General features: G+C 65.2%; 15 protein-coding genes. 9 read left to right on the top strand and 6 right to left on the bottom strand.

What is annotated here, in order from left to right:
- Positions 1-70: 70 nt before the first annotated feature.
- The gene (locus IWX81_RS02720) at positions 71-1,855 is read left to right on the top strand and encodes a DEAD/DEAH box helicase (protein WP_334592815.1); all 1,785 of its coding nucleotides are present in this window, start codon (positions 71-73) and stop codon (positions 1,853-1,855) included.
- A gap of 94 nt (positions 1,856-1,949) precedes the next feature.
- On the opposite strand, the gene IWX81_RS02715 is transcribed toward IWX81_RS02720, so the two are convergent.
- From IWX81_RS02715 to IWX81_RS02700, 4 genes are all read right to left on the bottom strand, one after another.
- Positions 1,950-2,153 (bottom strand): cold-shock protein, encoded by a 204-nt coding sequence (locus IWX81_RS02715; RefSeq protein WP_097061923.1) that lies wholly within the window; start codon positions 2,151-2,153, stop codon positions 1,950-1,952.
- 162 nt (positions 2,154-2,315) lie between these two features.
- The gene (locus IWX81_RS02710; RefSeq protein ID WP_199279720.1) at positions 2,316-5,729 is read right to left on the bottom strand and encodes an error-prone DNA polymerase; all 3,414 of its coding nucleotides are present in this window, start codon (positions 5,727-5,729) and stop codon (positions 2,316-2,318) included.
- On the bottom strand, positions 5,729-7,297 hold the full coding sequence (locus tag IWX81_RS02705) for a DNA polymerase Y family protein (protein ID WP_334592810.1): 1,569 nt from the start codon (positions 7,295-7,297) through the stop codon (positions 5,729-5,731). The genes IWX81_RS02710 and IWX81_RS02705 overlap by 1 nt, the downstream gene beginning before the upstream one ends.
- A complete protein-coding gene (locus tag IWX81_RS02700; RefSeq protein ID WP_334592808.1) occupies positions 7,294-8,007 on the bottom strand; it encodes a hypothetical protein in 714 nt (237 codons plus the stop codon). The genes IWX81_RS02705 and IWX81_RS02700 overlap by 4 nt, the downstream gene beginning before the upstream one ends.
- Positions 8,008-8,109: 102 nt before the next feature.
- Here IWX81_RS02700 and IWX81_RS02695 point away from each other — a divergent pair, with 102 nt between their 5' ends.
- The 3 genes from IWX81_RS02695 to IWX81_RS02685 all read left to right on the top strand — a co-directional run bounded on the left by IWX81_RS02695 (position 8,110) and on the right by IWX81_RS02685 (position 9,882).
- Positions 8,110-8,454 carry a DUF2834 domain-containing protein gene (locus tag IWX81_RS02695; RefSeq protein ID WP_199279719.1) on the top strand — a complete coding sequence of 115 codons (345 nt, stop codon included), beginning with the start codon at positions 8,110-8,112 and terminating at the stop codon, positions 8,452-8,454.
- 200 nt (positions 8,455-8,654) lie between these two features.
- Entirely contained in the window at positions 8,655-9,110 is a 456-nt protein-coding gene (locus IWX81_RS02690) for an SRPBCC family protein (RefSeq protein WP_199279718.1), read from the top strand.
- A 91-nt stretch (positions 9,111-9,201) separates the two neighbouring features.
- Entirely contained in the window at positions 9,202-9,882 is a 681-nt protein-coding gene (locus IWX81_RS02685) for a Pr6Pr family membrane protein (protein ID WP_199279717.1), read from the top strand.
- On the opposite strand, the gene IWX81_RS02680 is transcribed toward IWX81_RS02685, so the two are convergent.
- The gene (locus tag IWX81_RS02680; RefSeq protein WP_199279716.1) at positions 9,845-11,263 is read right to left on the bottom strand and encodes a flavin monoamine oxidase family protein; all 1,419 of its coding nucleotides are present in this window, start codon (positions 11,261-11,263) and stop codon (positions 9,845-9,847) included. The two genes, IWX81_RS02685 and IWX81_RS02680, sit on opposite strands and share 38 nt — an antisense overlap.
- Before the next feature lie 139 nt (positions 11,264-11,402).
- Between IWX81_RS02680 and IWX81_RS02675 the strand changes: the two genes are divergently transcribed.
- Positions 11,403-12,740, top strand: coding sequence for a protein kinase domain-containing protein (locus tag IWX81_RS02675; RefSeq protein ID WP_199279715.1), 1,338 nt, complete (start codon positions 11,403-11,405; stop codon positions 12,738-12,740).
- Here the strand turns inward: IWX81_RS02675 and IWX81_RS02670 are convergent.
- The gene (locus IWX81_RS02670) at positions 12,737-13,384 is read right to left on the bottom strand and encodes a LysR family substrate-binding domain-containing protein (RefSeq protein WP_199279714.1); all 648 of its coding nucleotides are present in this window, start codon (positions 13,382-13,384) and stop codon (positions 12,737-12,739) included. The two genes, IWX81_RS02675 and IWX81_RS02670, sit on opposite strands and share 4 nt — an antisense overlap.
- 37 nt (positions 13,385-13,421) lie before the next feature.
- Here IWX81_RS02670 and IWX81_RS02665 point away from each other — a divergent pair, with 37 nt between their 5' ends.
- The 4 genes from IWX81_RS02665 (at position 13,422) to IWX81_RS02650 (ending at position 16,766) form a co-directional block, all read left to right on the top strand.
- A complete protein-coding gene (locus IWX81_RS02665; protein ID WP_199280407.1) occupies positions 13,422-13,802 on the top strand; it encodes a DUF5997 family protein in 381 nt (126 codons plus the stop codon).
- A 118-nt stretch (positions 13,803-13,920) separates the two neighbouring features.
- Positions 13,921-15,129 carry a GAF domain-containing protein gene (locus IWX81_RS02660; RefSeq protein ID WP_199279713.1) on the top strand — a complete coding sequence of 403 codons (1,209 nt, stop codon included), beginning with the start codon at positions 13,921-13,923 and terminating at the stop codon, positions 15,127-15,129.
- Positions 15,130-15,244: 115 nt separating this feature from the next.
- Positions 15,245-15,964 carry a hypothetical protein gene (locus IWX81_RS02655; protein ID WP_199279712.1) on the top strand — a complete coding sequence of 240 codons (720 nt, stop codon included), beginning with the start codon at positions 15,245-15,247 and terminating at the stop codon, positions 15,962-15,964.
- A 199-nt stretch (positions 15,965-16,163) separates the two neighbouring features.
- The gene (locus tag IWX81_RS02650) at positions 16,164-16,766 is read left to right on the top strand and encodes a DarT ssDNA thymidine ADP-ribosyltransferase family protein (RefSeq protein WP_334592806.1); all 603 of its coding nucleotides are present in this window, start codon (positions 16,164-16,166) and stop codon (positions 16,764-16,766) included.
- Positions 16,767-16,770: the final 4 nt, after the last annotated feature.

Raw genomic sequence — 16,770 nt, 5'->3', positions numbered from 1 at the left:
GAGCTCTGGGGCCGGCGGTGGCTGACGTATGTTCCAGCAACGTCGGTGCCGTCGAGTAAAGTTTCGTTTAGTGAATAGCGCAGCGATAAACCCCGGGGGATTCACGCCCACGGTCGGAACCTTCGCCGCCGAGCACCTCTCACCATCGTTCCCTGATCGTGCGGCCCGCGGTACGGCGACCGCCCTTCGCGCCTGGCAGGCCGAAGCGCTCGACCTATACTTCGAGCGCCATCCGCGCGATTTCCTCGCGGCAGCAACACCGGGCGCAGGCAAGACGACCTTCGCCCTCAGGCTCGCGGTCGAGCTCATCGCACAGCGCGTGGTGGACCGCGTGACGGTGGTCGCCCCCACCGACCACCTCAAACGCCAGTGGGCAGATGCCGCTCACCGGGTGGGGCTGAGGCTCGACCCCGGCTATTCGAACGGCGACGCCTACGGTGGCAGGCGGTTCCACGGAATGGCCGTCACCTACGCACAGGTCGCCGTCCGGGCATCCCTGCACAAAGAGATCACAGAATCGGCCCGTACCCTGGTCATTCTCGACGAGGTCCATCACGGCGGCGACGCCCTGAGCTGGGGTGACGCGATCCGAGAGGCCTTCGAGCAGGCGACACGCCGGTTGTCGCTCACCGGGACGCCGTTCCGCAGCGACACCGCCCCCATCCCGTTCGTCACGTACGCGCCCGACAGTAAGGGCATCCGCACTTCAGTCACCGACTACTCCTACGGCTACGGTCGCGCTCTGGCCGACGGCGTCGTCCGGCCCGTCATGTTCATGTCGTACGCCGGCAAGATGCGCTGGCGCACCAAGATGGGCGATGAGATGGAGGCACGGCTCGGCGAGGGTGACACGAAGGATGTCACGGCGCAGGCCTGGCGCACCGCCCTCGACCCCGGCGGTGACTGGATGCAGGCCGTGCTGCGGGCTGCGGATCGCCGACTGACCGAGGTGCGCCACACCATCCCGGACGCAGGCGGCCTCGTCATCGCCACGGACCAGCAGACGGCCCGCGCCTACGCCCAGCTCCTGCACGACATCACGGGCCAGGTCGCCACTGTCGTCCTGTCGGATGAGAAGGAGTCGTCGTCACGTATCGAGGCCTTCTCCCAGGGAGACCAGCGGTGGATGGTGGCGGTGCGGATGGTGTCCGAAGGAGTCGACGTTCCGCGACTGGCGGTCGGGGTGTATGCGACGTCGGCGTCCACTCCGCTGTACTTCGCGCAGGCCGTGGGGCGATTCGTGCGGGCACGTCGAACCCAGGAGACGGCATCCATTTTCCTGCCGAGCGTGCCATCGCTCATCACGCTCGCCGGACTCATGGAGCTCGAACGCGATCATGCCCTCGATCGCGAATCGAGTGGTGACGAGCTTCTGGATGACTCCATGCTCGACCAGGAGAACAGGGAAGAGACGACCTCCGACGAATTGACTGAAGAGTTCGTGTGGGAAGCGCTCGAATCCGATGCCAACTTCGACATGGTGCTCTACAACGGCGACGAATTCGGATTCTCAGCCGAGACCGGGAGCGACGAGGAACTGGATTTCATCGGCCTTCCCGGCATCCTCGAGCCCGACCAGTTGCGCGAACTGTTGAAGCAGCGTCAGTCGAGGCAATCCCGCCGCTCGGCAGGCAGGCCGAAAGAGGAGCAGCCCCAGGCGCTGTTCCGCAACCTGAAGGAGCAGCGGTCGCTTCTCAACCAGCTGGTGGGAATCCGGGCGAAGATGTCGAACGAGCCGCACGGGCTCATCCACGCCGAACTGCGTCGCGTCTGCGGGGGACCGGCTGTGGCCCAGGCTACGGTCTCGCAACTGCAGTCCCGGATCGATTACCTGCGCCGCGGTATCCGCAGCTGAGATCGGGACACGCCCAGCTGACAACGGGACATGCGAGGACAAAAGAAAACGCCCCGGTATGGACCGGGGCGTTTCCGTTACTGAACTATCAAGATCAGAGGGGGCGAATGTTCTCCGCCTGGGGACCCTTCGGTCCCTGTGTGATGTCGAACTCGACCTTCTGGTTCTCGTCGAGCGACTTGTAACCACCGGTTGCGATGGCCGAGTAGTGAGCGAACACGTCAGGACTTCCGTCCTCAGGGGCGATGAATCCAAAGCCCTTTTCCGCGTTGAACCACTTAACGGTGCCTAATGCCATGTAAAACTCCTCCAGGAGCGTTCTTCTAGCCCCGACAGTCGAGGCCACATCCCGTTCACAAAGAAACGAAGACGATGTTCCTAGGCTATAGCAGGGGACGCCCTAATCCGCCATGTATTTCAGAAATGATGTCAGATATTAACGAAGCGTCATCTTCGCGGGTCACCGGAAATCGCGAGATCGCACCTTCGGAGCCATATCCAGCAGCTCGAACCTGTCGGCCAGAACGTTCGTGACACCCTCGGCCGACCGCTCCAGGATCCCGCGGATGATGAGGGCTGGCGCCTCACGTACGACACGCCTGTAGCGCGTCCAGACGCCGACACTGCAGATCACGTTGATCAGGCCGGTCTCGTCCTCGATGTTCACGAACGTGATGCCGCTCGCCGTCGCCGGACGCTGGCGATGGGTCACCACTCCGCCAATCTCGATCCGCCTGCCCGATTCTGCCGTCGACAGGTCAGCAGCAGACAGCACGCCCCGCCGGTGCAGCGCCGTGCGCAGGTGTTCGACGGGATGACTGTTCGTCGAGACCCCCGTGGCCCACAGGTCTGACATCAGGTCGTCGACCGAGGACGGCAGGGCGAACAGCGGCGGCTGCACTGTCACGATGCTGTCGGGAAGGAATTCGGAGCGATCCTGTGCGGCATTGCCGGCATTCCACATCGCCTCCCTCCGACTCAGGCCGAAGCAGTCGAATGCCCCGGCAGCAGCCAGCACCTCGAGCTGGGCCGTCGTCAGTCCCACCCTGCGCACGAGGTCGTTCATGCTGAGGAACTCACCGGCGCGCTCACGTTCCGCCACGATCTTCTCTGCGACCGGGATGCCGATGCCGCTGACCTCGTCGAGACCGAGTCGCACCGCGAACGCGCCGTCGCGGCGGTGATCATCGGTGTCGAAGTGGGCCGTGCGGTCGAACGGACCCACCGGCGGCTGTTCGCGAGAGAGGCAGGAGTCGCGGCCTGTGGTGGCTGTGGAGCCGTCGAGCGGCTCCAGCGTCGCGTACACCCCCGAGGCCTGGATGTCGGGCCTGAGCGCCTCAACGCCGTGGCGCCGGGCATCCGCCACCAGGGATTGCGGTGAGTAGAAACCCATCGGCTGGGCGCGGAGCATCGAGGCGAGGAACGCTGCGGGATAGTGCAGTCGCACCCAGGCGCTGGCATAGACGAGCAGGCCGAAGCTGAGCGCGTGGCTCTCGGCGAAACCGAACCCGGCGAAGGCCTGGATGCTGCCGTAGATCTGGTCGGCATCGCTGCCGGTGATGCCGTGCTCGGCCATTCCGACGTAGAGCTTATCGCGCAGCCTCTCGATCTTCTCGATGCCACGTTTCGACCCCATCGCGCGTCGCAGCAGGTCGGCGTCATCGGGCGTGCATCCGCCTACGGCGACGGCGATCTGCATGAGCTGCTCCTGGAAGATCGGCACCCCGAGGGTGCGCGCGAGCGGTTCTTCCAGCCGGGGATGCAGGTAGGTGACGGGGTCGGTTCCCATCTTGCGGCGCACATAGGGATGCACGGCTCCGCCCTGGATCGGGCCGGGCCGGATCAGCGCGATCTCGACCACGAGGTGATAGAACTCGCGGGGCTGCAGTCGGGGGAGGAGCCCCATCTGCGCCCGACTCTCCACCTGGAAGACGCCGATCGCATCTGCCCTGCACAACTGGTCGTACACGCCCTGCTCTTCGCGCGGCAGCGTGCCGAGCTCCCAGCTCTCGCCGAGGGTCTCGCGCACCATGTCGAAGCTGTACTGCAGGGCAGACAGCATCCCGAGCCCCAGCAGGTCGAATTTGACCAGCCCCATCCACGCACAGTCGTCTTTATCCCACTGCACGACGGTGCGCTTCTCCTTGCGAGCATGTTCGATCGGCACCACCTCGCCCACGGGTCGCCGGGTGAGCACCATTCCTCCGGAGTGGATGCCGAGGTGGCGGGGGAACTTCATCACCTCCATCGCGAGATCCACGACATTCTGCGGGATGTCGTGCTCGTCGCTCGAGACGGTGGCGCCCCAGCGCTCCACCTGCTTCGACCACGCGTCCTGCTGCCCCGGGCTGTGCCCGAGAGCCTTCGCCATGTCACGGACCGCGAACTTCGGACGGTACTGGATCACATTGGCGACCTGCGCAGCGTTCTCGCGACCGTACTTCTCGAAGACGTACTGGATCACCTCCTCGCGACGCTCGGAGTCGAAATCGACGTCGATGTCAGGTTCTTCCTCACGCATCGCCGAGATAAACCGCTCGAAGGGCAGCTTGTAGAAGATCGGGTCGATGGCAGTGATCATCAGCAGGTAGCAGACCGCCGAGTTGGCAGCAGAGCCGCGACCCTGGCACAGGATGCCGCGGCCACGGGCGTAGCGGACGATATCCCACACGATCAGGAAGTACCCGGCGAAGTGCTTCTCCTCGATGACCTCGAGTTCACGCTCGATCCGGGCGTGCTTGGCCTCATCCATCTCCATCGCCCGCAGCCCGACGCCCTGCCAGACGAGTTCACGCAGGTAGCTCATGGGGGTGTGGCCATCGGGCACGTCCTGCACCGGCAGGTCAGGCTTGGCCGACCTCAGTTCGAAGCTCAACTCGTCGGCGATGATGACGGTGTTCTCGATCACGCCGGGGTAGCGGGCGAACCTGGCGGCCATCTCGGCTCCTGAGCGGAGGTGGGCCGAACCGGATGCGGGCAGCCAGCCATCCATCTCGTCGAGGCTGCGATGCGAGCGCACGGCAGACAGCGCCGTGTGCAGCCTGTTCTGCGCCGGCGTGGCGTAGTGCACGTTGCCGGTCGCCACGGCCCGAAGCCCTCTCTCGCCGGCCAGTTCGAACAGGGCGTCGTTGTGGGAGCTGTCGAGCGGATTGCCGTGGTCGAACAGTTCGACGACGACATTGTCGGCGCCGAACAGCCCGACGAGATGATCGAGTTCAGCCGCGGCATCACCTCGAGCGAGCCCCTGCCGCACCGCACCCTTGCGGCATCCGGTGAGCACGATCCAGTGACCGCCTGCCTGCTCGGCCAGCTCTTCGAGATCGTAGAGCGGGCGGCCCTTCTCACCGCCGCGCAACTGGGCCCTGGTAATGGCTGAGGCGAGCCGGTGGTAGCCCTCCTCCTTCCTGGCGAGCACGAGCAGGTGGATGCCCTCGGGATCGGGGGTGCCGTTCTGCGGCTTCCTGAGACCGAGAGACAGCTCTGCGCCGAACACCGTGGCCGTCGCCCCGATCTCGGCTGCGGCCTCTGCCATCCTGACGATGCCGTACAGCCCGTCGTGATCCGTGAGGGCGAGAGCGTGCAGCCCGAGCCGCACCGCCTCCTCCGCCAGCGATTCCGGCATGCTCGCGCCGTCGAGGAAGCTGAAGCTCGAGTGGGCATGCAGTTCGGCGTACGGCACGGCTTCTGCGCGGGCGGCGGTTGCGGCATCCGGATCCCCGATGTTCGCAGGCGCCTGGTATGCCTTGCGCTTGAGTGACCAGGCCGGGCTGTCGCCGCCATCGGCGCCCACCGGCGGCGCCGAACCGGGCCGCGTGGCATCACTCAGTTTCTTCTCGAACTCGGACCACGGAACTGGCGGGTTGTTCCACCCCATCAGTCGTACCGCGCTTCGGCCCACCAGCCGCCGGCGTCGAGCACGAGCAGCCAGGCACAACCTGTCTCGTCCACGGCCTGGAACCGCCATGAACTCGTTGCATCTTCACTCCACCAGCGTTCGTCGATGGGCCAGGGGCCAGCCCAGGCGGTGAGTGTGCGGGACTGGGTTCCCGTGGCCGAGAACGAGACGGGCGGTGCCGAGAGGGCGCCTCGCTCATCGACGGCGACGGACGCGCCGCCATGGGAGAAGACGTGCACGGGATGCCGCGGCGAGAACACGGTGCCCGGCAGGGGAGTGGGGAGCTGCCCCGGCCAGGGTTGTCCCGGTGGACGTTCTCCCACGAGCCTGTCGCCCCAGGCCACGAACTGCTGCCGTTCGTGGAGGGTGCGGCCTCCGCCCACGCCCGGCATCAGCACCGCACCGTGGCCGAGCATGCTCTGCACGCGAGACAGTCCATGGTGGATGCGTTCATCAGGACCCTGCCCCCACAGCCCACTCTCGTGATTGCCGATCGCGTCGACGGCCTCCGGAGCCACGCGCACCTTCGTGATCCCCGAACTCAGCCCGACCTCACCCGAGCCCTGCAGCTGCCACCGCACCCTGTCGACGACATCGCCAGGGGTGAAGGATCGAGGATGCAGCCATACGCGCTCAGACAGCTCTCCGGAGTCCGAATCGAGTTCGACGCGGATCGCCGTGCACACCAGCTTCGCCGCCGTCATATCGAGGATGAAGCGTTCGGCCATCGCCCGCACACCGAACGCGACCTGGTCGACCCTGTCGAGGGCAGGCTCGAAGTCGATCGACACATCCAGGTCTTGTGGGGGAGTGCGCGGGGTGACGGGCCAGGAATCACGGCCGCTCGCGAGCGCGTGGAGGCGCGCGCCGGGAGCGCCGAACCTCGACATCACGTCGTCGGCGGGCAACGCGGCGACATCACCGAGCGTGCGGATGCCGAGCCTGCGCAACAGGGTGACGATCGCCACCGCTCCCGCCGGCCCGTGCTGGTCGTCGAGCAGCCCGATACCCAGGGGCGCCAGGAAGTCGGCGGAATGCCCGGCCTGCACCACATGCACCCGCTGGTTGCCCTGCGCACCGGTTCTGCGTGCCGCCTGGTCTGCCGTGAATATCCCGTCGGCGATGCCGACCCTGGCCCCGCCTGCACCCTCATCGTCTGCCCTGCCCGCGAGGAAGAGACCGGCGGGCAGTTCGCCCCCGTAATACCCGGCAGCGCCGCGTACCCGCACGGCGCACAGCCCTGGCCTCAGCACCTGCACGCCGGGAACGAGGTCTTCGAGGGCCGTGATGATGGGCTCGAACGCCCGGTTGTCGAGGGCTGCGTCGTAGTCGAGCACCACGAGATCGGGGTGCCTGGCCTGTGCCTCGCGCAAGCGCAGGCCACGCCGGATCCCCTCGACGCGAGCCGCAGCGGATGAGGCATGGACTATGCCGTTCGAGATCAGGGCGATCGGGGCATCCACCGGCACTTGTGCGGACTGGGCTGCGGCGGTCACGGGCCAGTCCGGGCACCACAGCAGGGCGACCCTCGGCGGCTCCCACATCATGTGCCGTACCTGCGGGTGTCGTCGATCAGCGTGTCTGACCGCCTCACCACCGCCCCGGAGTCTGGCAGCCAGAGCCGCGTGCTGCGGGGCCGGCCGGTCATGCGGTTGGTCACGGTGATGGTCACCTCGCGCGAAGACAAGTGGCCGTGGCCCTCGCCGATGCCGTGCCAGGTGCTCTGGGAGAGCGACAGCATCGCCTCGGTCTGGGGCCAGCTGCCGAGCACGAGCAGGGTGGTTCCGCGCTGGCGCAACCGGGCAGCGAGCCGCGCGACGCTGGAGTCGGTTGCGCGCTTGGGCGGCCGGGTGACGACGACGCTCATGACGTCCGCGATAGCTGCCGTGACGGCCAGCCACTGCTCTGCGGGTCTGGGCACCAGCACCAGCCGGTCGAGATCGACCCCGAAATGCCCGGCTGCTTCGACTCCGAACTCCGGTACACCCACGACCGCACACCAGGAGCCAGCGGCCGAAGGTGCAGCGAGCAGGGTCATGAGCAGCATCGCGGAACTGTCGACGGAATAGGCCGCTCCCTGTTGCAGACCACCACCCGGCAAGAGCCCGGCGATGGCGGGATGCGTGGGGATCAGCTTCGAGTCGAGTTTTGTTGCCTGCATCGACCGGATGCGCGCCTGCAACTCGGCGACCCTGCTGGGCGCGCCGCTCTCGGCAGCATGCTCAGCAGTGCTGAGGGTCGCGGCGGCGGAGGTCATAACCCCATGTTCGAACATACGTTCGAGTGTGTCAATTACGGACGACATTGGACGGCGTGTCGTCGCCTGTGCAGCCGTCGACCGCACGCGCGACAATGACCTATGACAAAGAACTGGACTCCTCTCGCCGTCACCTGGCTCGTCCTGGCGGTGGTCGGCCTCGTCGGCACCTGGACATTCAACGCGCTGGCGATCATCCAGCTCCGCGACTTTATCGGCGACTGGGTGAACAGCGGGCCCGCCGTCTCATCGCTGACCGTCGACCTGCTGGTCGTCGCCGTGGCGGGCTGCATCCTGATCGTCGTCGAATCCCGCAGGCTGGGCATGAAACGCGCCTGGCTCTACATCGTGCTGTCGGGCATCACGGCCTTCGCGTTCACCTTCCCGCTGTTTCTCGCGATGCGGGAACGCACGCTGGCACGCCTGCGGGTCTCCACCGCATCCTGACAGGGCGTCCCAACAAGGTGTCCCGCCGTGGCAACGTATGGCATTGCGCCATACGTTGCCACGACCGCATCCCAGACTCTGCACAGCTGTGCGCGGGGCCGAGGCTATAGCCGTCGACGGCCCGGGGATCAACCCCGGGCATCCTGTCGCCGTTGTGCCTAACGTGGAATGACAACAACGAAACGACTAGGAGCCTCCCCATGGCACAAGTAGTGCAGACAATCGACGTCGATGTTCCTGTGAACATCTCATACAACCAGTGGACCCAGTTCGAAGAGTTCCCGAAGTTCCTCAGCGTCGTCGACTCGATCACCCAGCAGGACGATAAGCACAACCACTGGGTCGTGAGCATCGCCGGCAACACTCGCGAGTTCGACACGGTGATCAGCGAGCAGATCCCGGATGACCGCATCGCCTGGACCAGCACCGGTGGCGAGGTCGATCACGCCGGAGTCGTCACTTTCCACAAGCTCAGCGACACGTCGTCACGAGTGGCGGTGCAGATCGACTGGGAGCCGAGTGGACTCCTCGAGAAAGCCGGTGCAGCACTCGACATCCCGGACCGGGCGGTCAAGCACGAACTCGAGAACTTCAAGAAATACATCGAAACCGAGGGCACTGCCGACGGCGCATGGCGAGGCACCGTCGCCAACTAGAACCACCCGTGCCGAAGAGGGCAACCGCGGGGCGTAGTCTCGATGCATGCGTTTTCCGTCGGTAGATCCCCGCGGTTGACCCCTCTTCACTGTGCTGGATGTCGCGAAATTACTGCCCCCGACGATCAGGGACCTGCGCCCACGGTCGATTGTCGGGGCCGTCAGGCTCGCCTTCGCCGTCACGTGCGCGATCGCGCTCATAGCGCGCTATAGCTGGGGCCTCGGCTCCGCGACGTTCACCCCATACAACTACTACGCGTACCTCACGATCCAGAGCAATATCGCCTTCACGGTAGTGGCGGTTCTCGCGGGAGTGGTGGCCCTGAGAGCTGAACGGGACCCGGCCTGGCTCACGGCCCTGCGGGCCTGCATCCTGACCTGCACCGTGACAGCGGGTATCGTCTTCGCCCTCATCGTGCAGCAGGCAGGGTCGAACACCGTGCCCATCGACGTGCCGACGTCCGATCTCGTGCTGCACTTCTGGCTGCCTCCACTCGCCATGCTGGAGTGGTACCTGTCACCCGGCCGTGGTCGTGCATCGTGGCGCACCATCGCCTTCGTGCTCGGCTACACCCTCACGTGGGGCGGCCTGACGATGCTGCGCGGCGCGATCGTAGGCTGGTTTCCCTACTATTTCCTCGACCCGGGCCAGCTCAGCGGACCGCTGGAATTCGTCACCCTGTCGGGGCTCGCCCTGCTGGTGTTCGCCGTGGTCGGGTTCGGCGTGGTCGCTCTTACGCGTTATCGGCGAAAGGCTCCAGGCTCGAACTGACCAGCTCCGCGAGTTCGTTCTCCGTGAGTCCGGCGAGAGCGAGTGCGGCCTCGCCACCGACCACCCCGAGCAGCGCAGGTTCGCCGGTGATGGGCAGCAGGTTGACCCAGCTTGTGATGAGCTCATCGGTTCCGACGAGGCTCCAGGTGGTGGCATCCGTCGTCCAGAAGGGTTCGTCGAACGTGGCTTTAACCAATTCGACGGCACCGACCGAGATCGCGTTGATGGCCGCACGATGACCGAACGGCAGCAGCGGTGAGAACTCGATGGCGGCGGCTTTGAGCACGCCGAGCGGCACGGTCACGACAACCCGGTCGACGCTGAGCGACTCGCCAGTGCCGAGTCGCAGCCGCACGCCGTCATCGTCGTAGGAGATTCCGAGCACTGCCGTCGACAGGAACGTCTCGATTCCGTCGAGGTCGTCATCGACGATGGCGACGAACGGCCCGGTGACGATGGCGCGTTCTTCTCCGGTCTGCAGGGGAGTGAACCACGCAGACAGAGTGGATGCCTCGGCCCCGGACTCGACGGCGAGCCCCCGCAGGTACTGCTCGAGCAGGGCCGCACCCCCGAGGTCTCCCTGGTTCGCAGCGGCCGCGGTGCTTCGAGCGCCTGATGCTTCGAGGGCGGCGTCGAGGGTGGAGTCTGCGACCTGCACGGCGGCCCAGTCGACAGCGGTGGTGACGGCTCTCGCCCCCACGCTGTTGGCCGGGGTGGTGTCTGCTGGCGTCACGACCTCAGCACTCCCGTCAGGATCCCGCATCAGGTCGGGACCGCTGGTCGAATTCGTCGGAACGTCCAGTCGGTCGAGGGCGGCGATGATCTCGGCATCACTCTCGGCACCCAAACGCCATGCACCGAATTCGCTGAACTGGCCGACGTCGGCTTTCGTGCTGTGGATGCGGCCACCGGTTCGGTCACGCGCCTCCAGCACGACCACATCGACGCCGAACGCCGACAGTCGACGCGCACACTCGGCTCCGGCCGCCCCGGCTCCGATCACGGCAACACGTTCGCCGTCACCGACGAGCGCGAACACTTCGCCCGCGGCCCTCGCGCCCGAGCTCCGCGCTCCACGGACGGTGGATGGTTCATCCGCTGTCGCCTCGCCGGCAAAAAACACCCGATCGACGATGTTCTGCGCGAGATTCTCGCGGTGCAGTGGCGTCGCTCCGAGCGGAAGAAAGCTGACAGCGCCCATGGCCAGGGGGTCGTTCGACCAGTCACTGCGACGCAGGCTCGTCGGAGTGGGAACAGAATTCGTCGGAAGAGGCGTGGGAGTCGGCTTAGGCACGGGAGGCGTGTCGGTGCATGCGGTCAGCACGAGCAACGAGGCACCGGCCCCGGCGCTGACAATGAAGCTGCGTCGCGTGATTGACATCTCGCTCCACTGTACTGCCCGCCCGCTTTAGTCCCTTTATCGTGAACATGACGTACTACGTAATCCCCCCGGCGATATTCGTCCTGGTCCCTATTCTGTGATCAGGCAACCGTCGACTGAGCAGAAAGGGGAGCGGCCGGTGTCGAACAACAGCGCCGAATGGCCGGCCAGGCTCCGACGCCGCTACACACCGCTGTCTCTCATCGCCCGCGGCGGCATGGCCGACGTCTTCCGGGCGAGGGACGAGTTCCTCGGCAGGGATGTTGCGGTCAAGCTGTTCAGGGCGGCCGCCACAGCCGAGAGCGATTTCCGCAAGCAGGAAGTCGAAGTCAATGTACTTGCGCGCCTCAACCACCCGAACCTCGTCACCCTGCTCGATGCGGCCGTCGACCGGACAGACCCGGCACGGCCGCGCATCTATTTCGTGATGGAGCTCGTCGAGGGCACCGATCTCAAGCGCCGGCTCGACTCAGGGCCCCTGCGCAATCGCCAGGTGGCACAGGTCGGATACTGGGTCGCGACCGCACTCGAATACGTCCATGACCTCGGCATCGTGCATCGTGACGTCAAGCCGGCCAACATCCTCATCACCGTCAGCAATGACGGTTTGACGGTCAATTCGAAGCTGGGCGACTTCGGCATCGCGTCGATCGGCAACGCCCAGGCGATTCCGGATGAGGATTTCGTCACGGGAACTGTGGCCTACCTCAGCCCGGAACAGGCCAGGGGCGAGGAGGTGGGGCCGGCCAGTGACGTCTACTCGCTCGGGCTCGTGATCCTGCAGTGCTTCACGGCGAAGCTCGCGTTTCCCGGCCCCGCCCAGCATTCCGCCATGGCTCGGCTGATCGACGATCCCGAGATCCCTGATGTCGTGCCGGATAAGTGGCGCATACTCCTGCGGGCCATGACCTCCCGCGAACCGGGCGAACGTCCCGACATCCATGACGTCGCTGTGGCCATGGGCCAGCTGTCGTTCACCGAATCGGGACGGCATAAGTCACCTCCGCCGCCGATGAGCATCGTTCCTGCCGATCAGATCCCCGATGATGCGTTTGACCGCATCACGGCGATGGCCGCAAGGGTCACGTCGGTTCCCCTCGCCATGGTGAGCATCGTCGGCCATGACCGCGTGTGGTTCACGTCGCGACAGGAATTCGATGTCACCCACATCGAGAAGGATGCCGCAACCACGGCGTCCGCCCTCATCCAGTCGACACCACGGATCATCGAGGATGCCTCGAGCGACCCGCGCTCAGCGGACAATCCTCTTCTGACGCAGGGTGATCCCGATGTGGAGAGCTTCAGGTTCTACGCTGGCGTTCCGCTGCTCACGCCGGAGAGCATTGCCATCGGCACGCTGAGCGTGCTGGATGTGAACCCGCGCTCGCTCGATGCCGACGACCTGGCCACCCTGGAGGATCTCGCAGCGATGATAATGCGCGAGCTCGAGTCCCTGGCCGTTGCGCGCAACGACTAGCGTCTGCGATTCGGCCGACGGTCGGGAGTGCGGGGTTTTGCCGGCTTCGACTTCTTTTCCGGAGGAGGCTGCACGCCGCGCGAACTGTTCGCCGTCCGGCCCCTGACGATCCCGATGAACTCCTCGACCAACGGGCTGTCGTTGGTCGAGAGCCACGCAAGCGCGATCCGACTCTGGGGGCCATCGGAAACCGGTCGAGCGACCACGTCCCGGCGGCTGAGCGCCCTTGCCACCGATTGGGGCATGACGGCGATGCCGGCACCCGTTGCGACCAGCTCGACGATGGACGACCAGTCGGCATCATGCACGTCGTTCGACAGCACATTCTCGGCGTCGAGATCGCCCATGGTCACGGAGTCCATTGCTTCGATGGCGTGGTCTTTGGGGACGACGACGACCGGGAGCTCGACGTAGAGGGGGATGCTCGACAGGTCATCGCCCGTGACGGGCATGCGCAGCAGCACGGCGTCGACGGCGGCGCTGGACAGCGCAGCGAGCGACTCCGGGGCCGTCATGGCCGTCAGTTCCAGGTAGGTGCGCGGCAGTCGATCAGCCCAGACCTTCGCCCACTTACCCGGGGTGACTCCGACCACGAATGCGACCCTGAGGGTGGCCCCGTAGGCTGGATTTGCAGGCTGGACCATTGCCACAGGCTACCCTTGGACTGTGCCAGACCAGACCATGAAGCCCGCCACTGCGGCAAAGAAGCTCGGAATCTTCCTGCCAGCGACCCCCGTCGAGTTCCAGGAGGGCGAGGTCACTCGCAGCCAGTTCCTCGAACTGCAGTCTGCTCCGCCCGAGTGGCTCCTCGAGTTGCGGAAGAATGGCCCGCACCCCCGCCAGGAGGTCGCGCGCAAACTCGGCATTTCGACATCAGGCCTTGCCAGGGCCGGTGCCCCTGACACGATGACCTCGACGGAGATCAAGAGCCTGCTGGAGCAGAAGCCGGAATGGCTCGTCGTCGAGCGTGCCACCCACGCGGCAGTGCAGGACGATAACGCGCGCATCAAAGCCGACAGAGCAGCAAAAGCCGAGCAGCGTAAGGGCGGCACTGGTCGCTGATTGACCCAGAGCACTTAAGAAAGTTAAGGGGTTGCTGGGCGTCGGTGTCGTTTTTCAGTGCGCCCGGGGTACGTTGGGGTACAGGGTCATAGAGACCAGCACGAATCCGGGGGGATAAATGGACGGTATTGTCCACGCGATCGCCAAACCTCTCGCCGATGTCTGGATGAGGTCGTCACGCAACTCCTGGCGTCAATTGCCTACGCCGCTCGACGCGCCCTCCGTGCATGCTGACGGTCCGGATGCCGATCGGATCCTGCTCATGGGAAGCGGAATCGCCGTCGGCTATGGGGTGCTCTCTCACGACCTGGCGATGGGGGGACATCTTGCCAGGCGACTGGCTGAGCTCACTCACCGGGGCGTCGATGTCGATATCGAAGCCAGGCCCGGGGTGCTCATCGTCGATGCTACCGAAGCCTATTCGCGCGCAGATCCCACTCGATACGATGCCTCGCTGCTCGTTCTCGGGGATATCGAAGCCATGCAGCTTCTTCCCCTGGAGTCCTTCAGGGTGCAGGTGCGCGCTCTCGTGAGGTTGCTCGACAGCTCCGCTCCCGAGGCCTTCGTGCTCATGGGAACAGCGGTGGCCTCCGCCGGCATCCTCGATCCTTCGGCCTACGCGCGGGCCGTGGCCGAGCGGGCTCGCGATTTCGTCGCCATTCTTCGAGAAGAGTGCGACGGATCGCGCGTGACCCCGCTGATGATCACCTTCGGCGAGCAGGGGGTCGCCGTCGTGGGCCGCGACGACTACCAGGCATGGGCCTCGACCATCGCGCCCGGCATGATGGCGGCCCTGAACGCCGCGTCCTGCAGGAGGAAGTCGGCAGTTTACGGGCCCATCGATGAGGATGACCGGCTCAAGGCGCTTCGGGATATGGATGTGCTCGATGACAGCAAAGACCGCGGATTCGACGACATCGTGCAGATGGCGCGAAACCTGTTCGGAACAGATACTGCTGCCCTGAATTTCATCGATTCCGATCGGCAATGGGTCAAGTCCTTTGCCGGAGCCCATCCCGGAGAGATTCCCCGCTCGGAGACCGTGTGTTCGTTCGCCATCCAGAGGCCTGAGCTCATGGTCGTCGAGGATCTTTCTGCCGATTCCCGGTTCCGCGATCGAAGCTGGATCCGTCGGGTCGGTGCTCCACGGTTCTACGCGGGCTATCCGATCGAATCGGCGGATGGCCAGAGGGTCGGGGTGCTGTGCCTTTTGGACTCGAAGCCCAGGACGTTCTCCGAGCGCGACCATGCGCTGCTCCGCCAGCTAGCGTTGAGACTCCAGGCGATGGTGAGGGACAGGGAACGCCAGCGTTCGCAGCCGCGCTGAACTCTCTCCCACTGAGACGGTGTCCCCGAAACTGGGAGTACCAAGCTGAGGACATCTCGTAATATGCTGTCGAGTCAGGCTGATCTGGCCACGCGAAACGCCGAGGAGGCAGGAAGTGATCAACTGGCTTCGCCATGCGGTGGTCCGACCGCTCGCGCTCCACTGGCTGTCGACGTCCCGCTCCTCCTGGCGTTCGCTTCCGTCCCCCCACTCGACAGGCTCGGTGTCAGTTCCCGGACCCGACCCCGATCGCATCCTGCTGGTGGGAGGCGGGATCTCTGTCGGCTGGGGTACGAGTTCCCACGATGATGCCCTTGCGGGACACCTGGCGCGATCGATCTCGCTGTCGACTGGCCGTGGAGCGGTGGTCGACGTCGTCACCGACGACATCCTGTCAGGGAACGCCGAATTGCCTGTCCACGTCACGCAGATCCTTCGGACAGTGGACGCGGTTGTCATCACTCCTGGCGACCTCGACTCGATCCTCTTTCTTCCGGCTGCTGTCTATCGTGGACGACTCGAACGGGCGCTCGACCAGATCACCGACGCCGCGCCGGCGAATATGCGGGTATTCGTCGTGGGGACCGCGCCGCTGCAGAAGGTGCTCACCCTGCCCGGAGTTTCCCGGATCTGGGCCGCCAAACTAGGTGATGCCCTCAACGCGACAGCCCGGCGACTGTGCGACGACAGCCCGAATGCTATTTTCGTCCCATTCTCTCCCCGCGACATCGCCGGTCGAGAGGGCACGGGCCGCACCTATTCCGCCTGGGCAGAACTGATCGCGCCACCAATGGGGCGCCAGCTGAATTCCTGCACTGAAAGGTCGATTCGCTGATTTTCTCTGCGGCTGGTCGACCCGCACTCGCGAATAGCCGTACCGTTAGAGGAGACGCCGATCATGTCTCGAGAGGACAGCAGTGCCAGATTGCATCCACGGGCTCGAGATTCCGCTGTGCGACAGCTGTTTCCCGAAGGCCGTTCCAGAAAAGCCCAAGGTCGTTCGCGCGAGTTCACGATCACCACGAGTCGCTTCAGTGTCGGCCTCGAAGAAGTCAATCAATACGGGTGCGCAGCGGGTCTATCACGTCACGCACATCAATAACCTCGAGGGGATTCTCGCAGCGGGAGCCCTCCTCGCCGATGCCGAGCCGACTGTAGACCTGAGCACCGAACTCACTCGGGAGCTTCGGAGCACGGCACGAGTGAGCACAGACGGTCACCTCGTGTCTGAATACGTCCCGTTCTACCTCACGCCGAGTGCGACCCTCTGGGAGCAGCTGCGCGAGGGGGCACGCGACGAGACACGCTGGTCACCTGCAGCTCGCACCGCGACGACCTCGGATTTCGTCTTCCTGGTCAGCACGGTCGAAGCTCTCGGCGATGGTTCGGTCATCGCCGATGGCGACGCCGCTCACAGCCTCACCCGCTTCGCTACGGGGGATTCGCTCACCAGAATGCTCGAACGGCTGCACGACAGTGACGACGTGCAGGAGGCTGAAGCCCTCGCCCTCGCCCCATTCTCCATCGATGCTGTGCAGTTAATCGGTGTCTCCAACGATCGGGTGCGCGACCGGGTGCGAAAGCTCACCTCGGTCAAGGTCGTGGTGTATCCACCCTGGTTTGTGTCAGCTGAGTAGTCGA

This window comes from Salinibacterium sp. CAN_S4 (assembly GCF_015752305.1).
In the GTDB taxonomy this organism is placed as follows: domain Bacteria; phylum Actinomycetota; class Actinomycetes; order Actinomycetales; family Microbacteriaceae; genus Rhodoglobus.
This window is presented reverse-complemented; position numbering and strand designations above follow the sequence as displayed.

Coding starts and splice junctions, on each gene's coding strand:
- IWX81_RS02715 (WP_097061923.1), bottom strand. CDS start 2,153: ATGGCATTAGGCACCGTTAAGTGGTTCAACGCGGAAAAGGGCTTTGGA.
- IWX81_RS02710 (WP_199279720.1), bottom strand. CDS start 5,729: ATGGGGTGGAACAACCCGCCAGTTCCGTGGTCCGAGTTCGAGAAGAAA.
- IWX81_RS02705 (WP_334592810.1), bottom strand. CDS start 7,297: ATGATGTGGGAGCCGCCGAGGGTCGCCCTGCTGTGGTGCCCGGACTGG.
- IWX81_RS02700 (WP_334592808.1), bottom strand. CDS start 8,007: ATGACCTCCGCCGCCGCGACCCTCAGCACTGCTGAGCATGCTGCCGAG.
- IWX81_RS02695 (WP_199279719.1), top strand. CDS start 8,110: ATGACAAAGAACTGGACTCCTCTCGCCGTCACCTGGCTCGTCCTGGCG.
- IWX81_RS02690 (WP_199279718.1), top strand. CDS start 8,655: ATGGCACAAGTAGTGCAGACAATCGACGTCGATGTTCCTGTGAACATC.
- IWX81_RS02680 (WP_199279716.1), bottom strand. CDS start 11,263: ATGTCAATCACGCGACGCAGCTTCATTGTCAGCGCCGGGGCCGGTGCC.
- IWX81_RS02670 (WP_199279714.1), bottom strand. CDS start 13,384: ATGGTCCAGCCTGCAAATCCAGCCTACGGGGCCACCCTCAGGGTCGCA.
- IWX81_RS02665 (WP_199280407.1), top strand. CDS start 13,422: ATGAAGCCCGCCACTGCGGCAAAGAAGCTCGGAATCTTCCTGCCAGCG.
- IWX81_RS02660 (WP_199279713.1), top strand. CDS start 13,921: ATGGACGGTATTGTCCACGCGATCGCCAAACCTCTCGCCGATGTCTGG.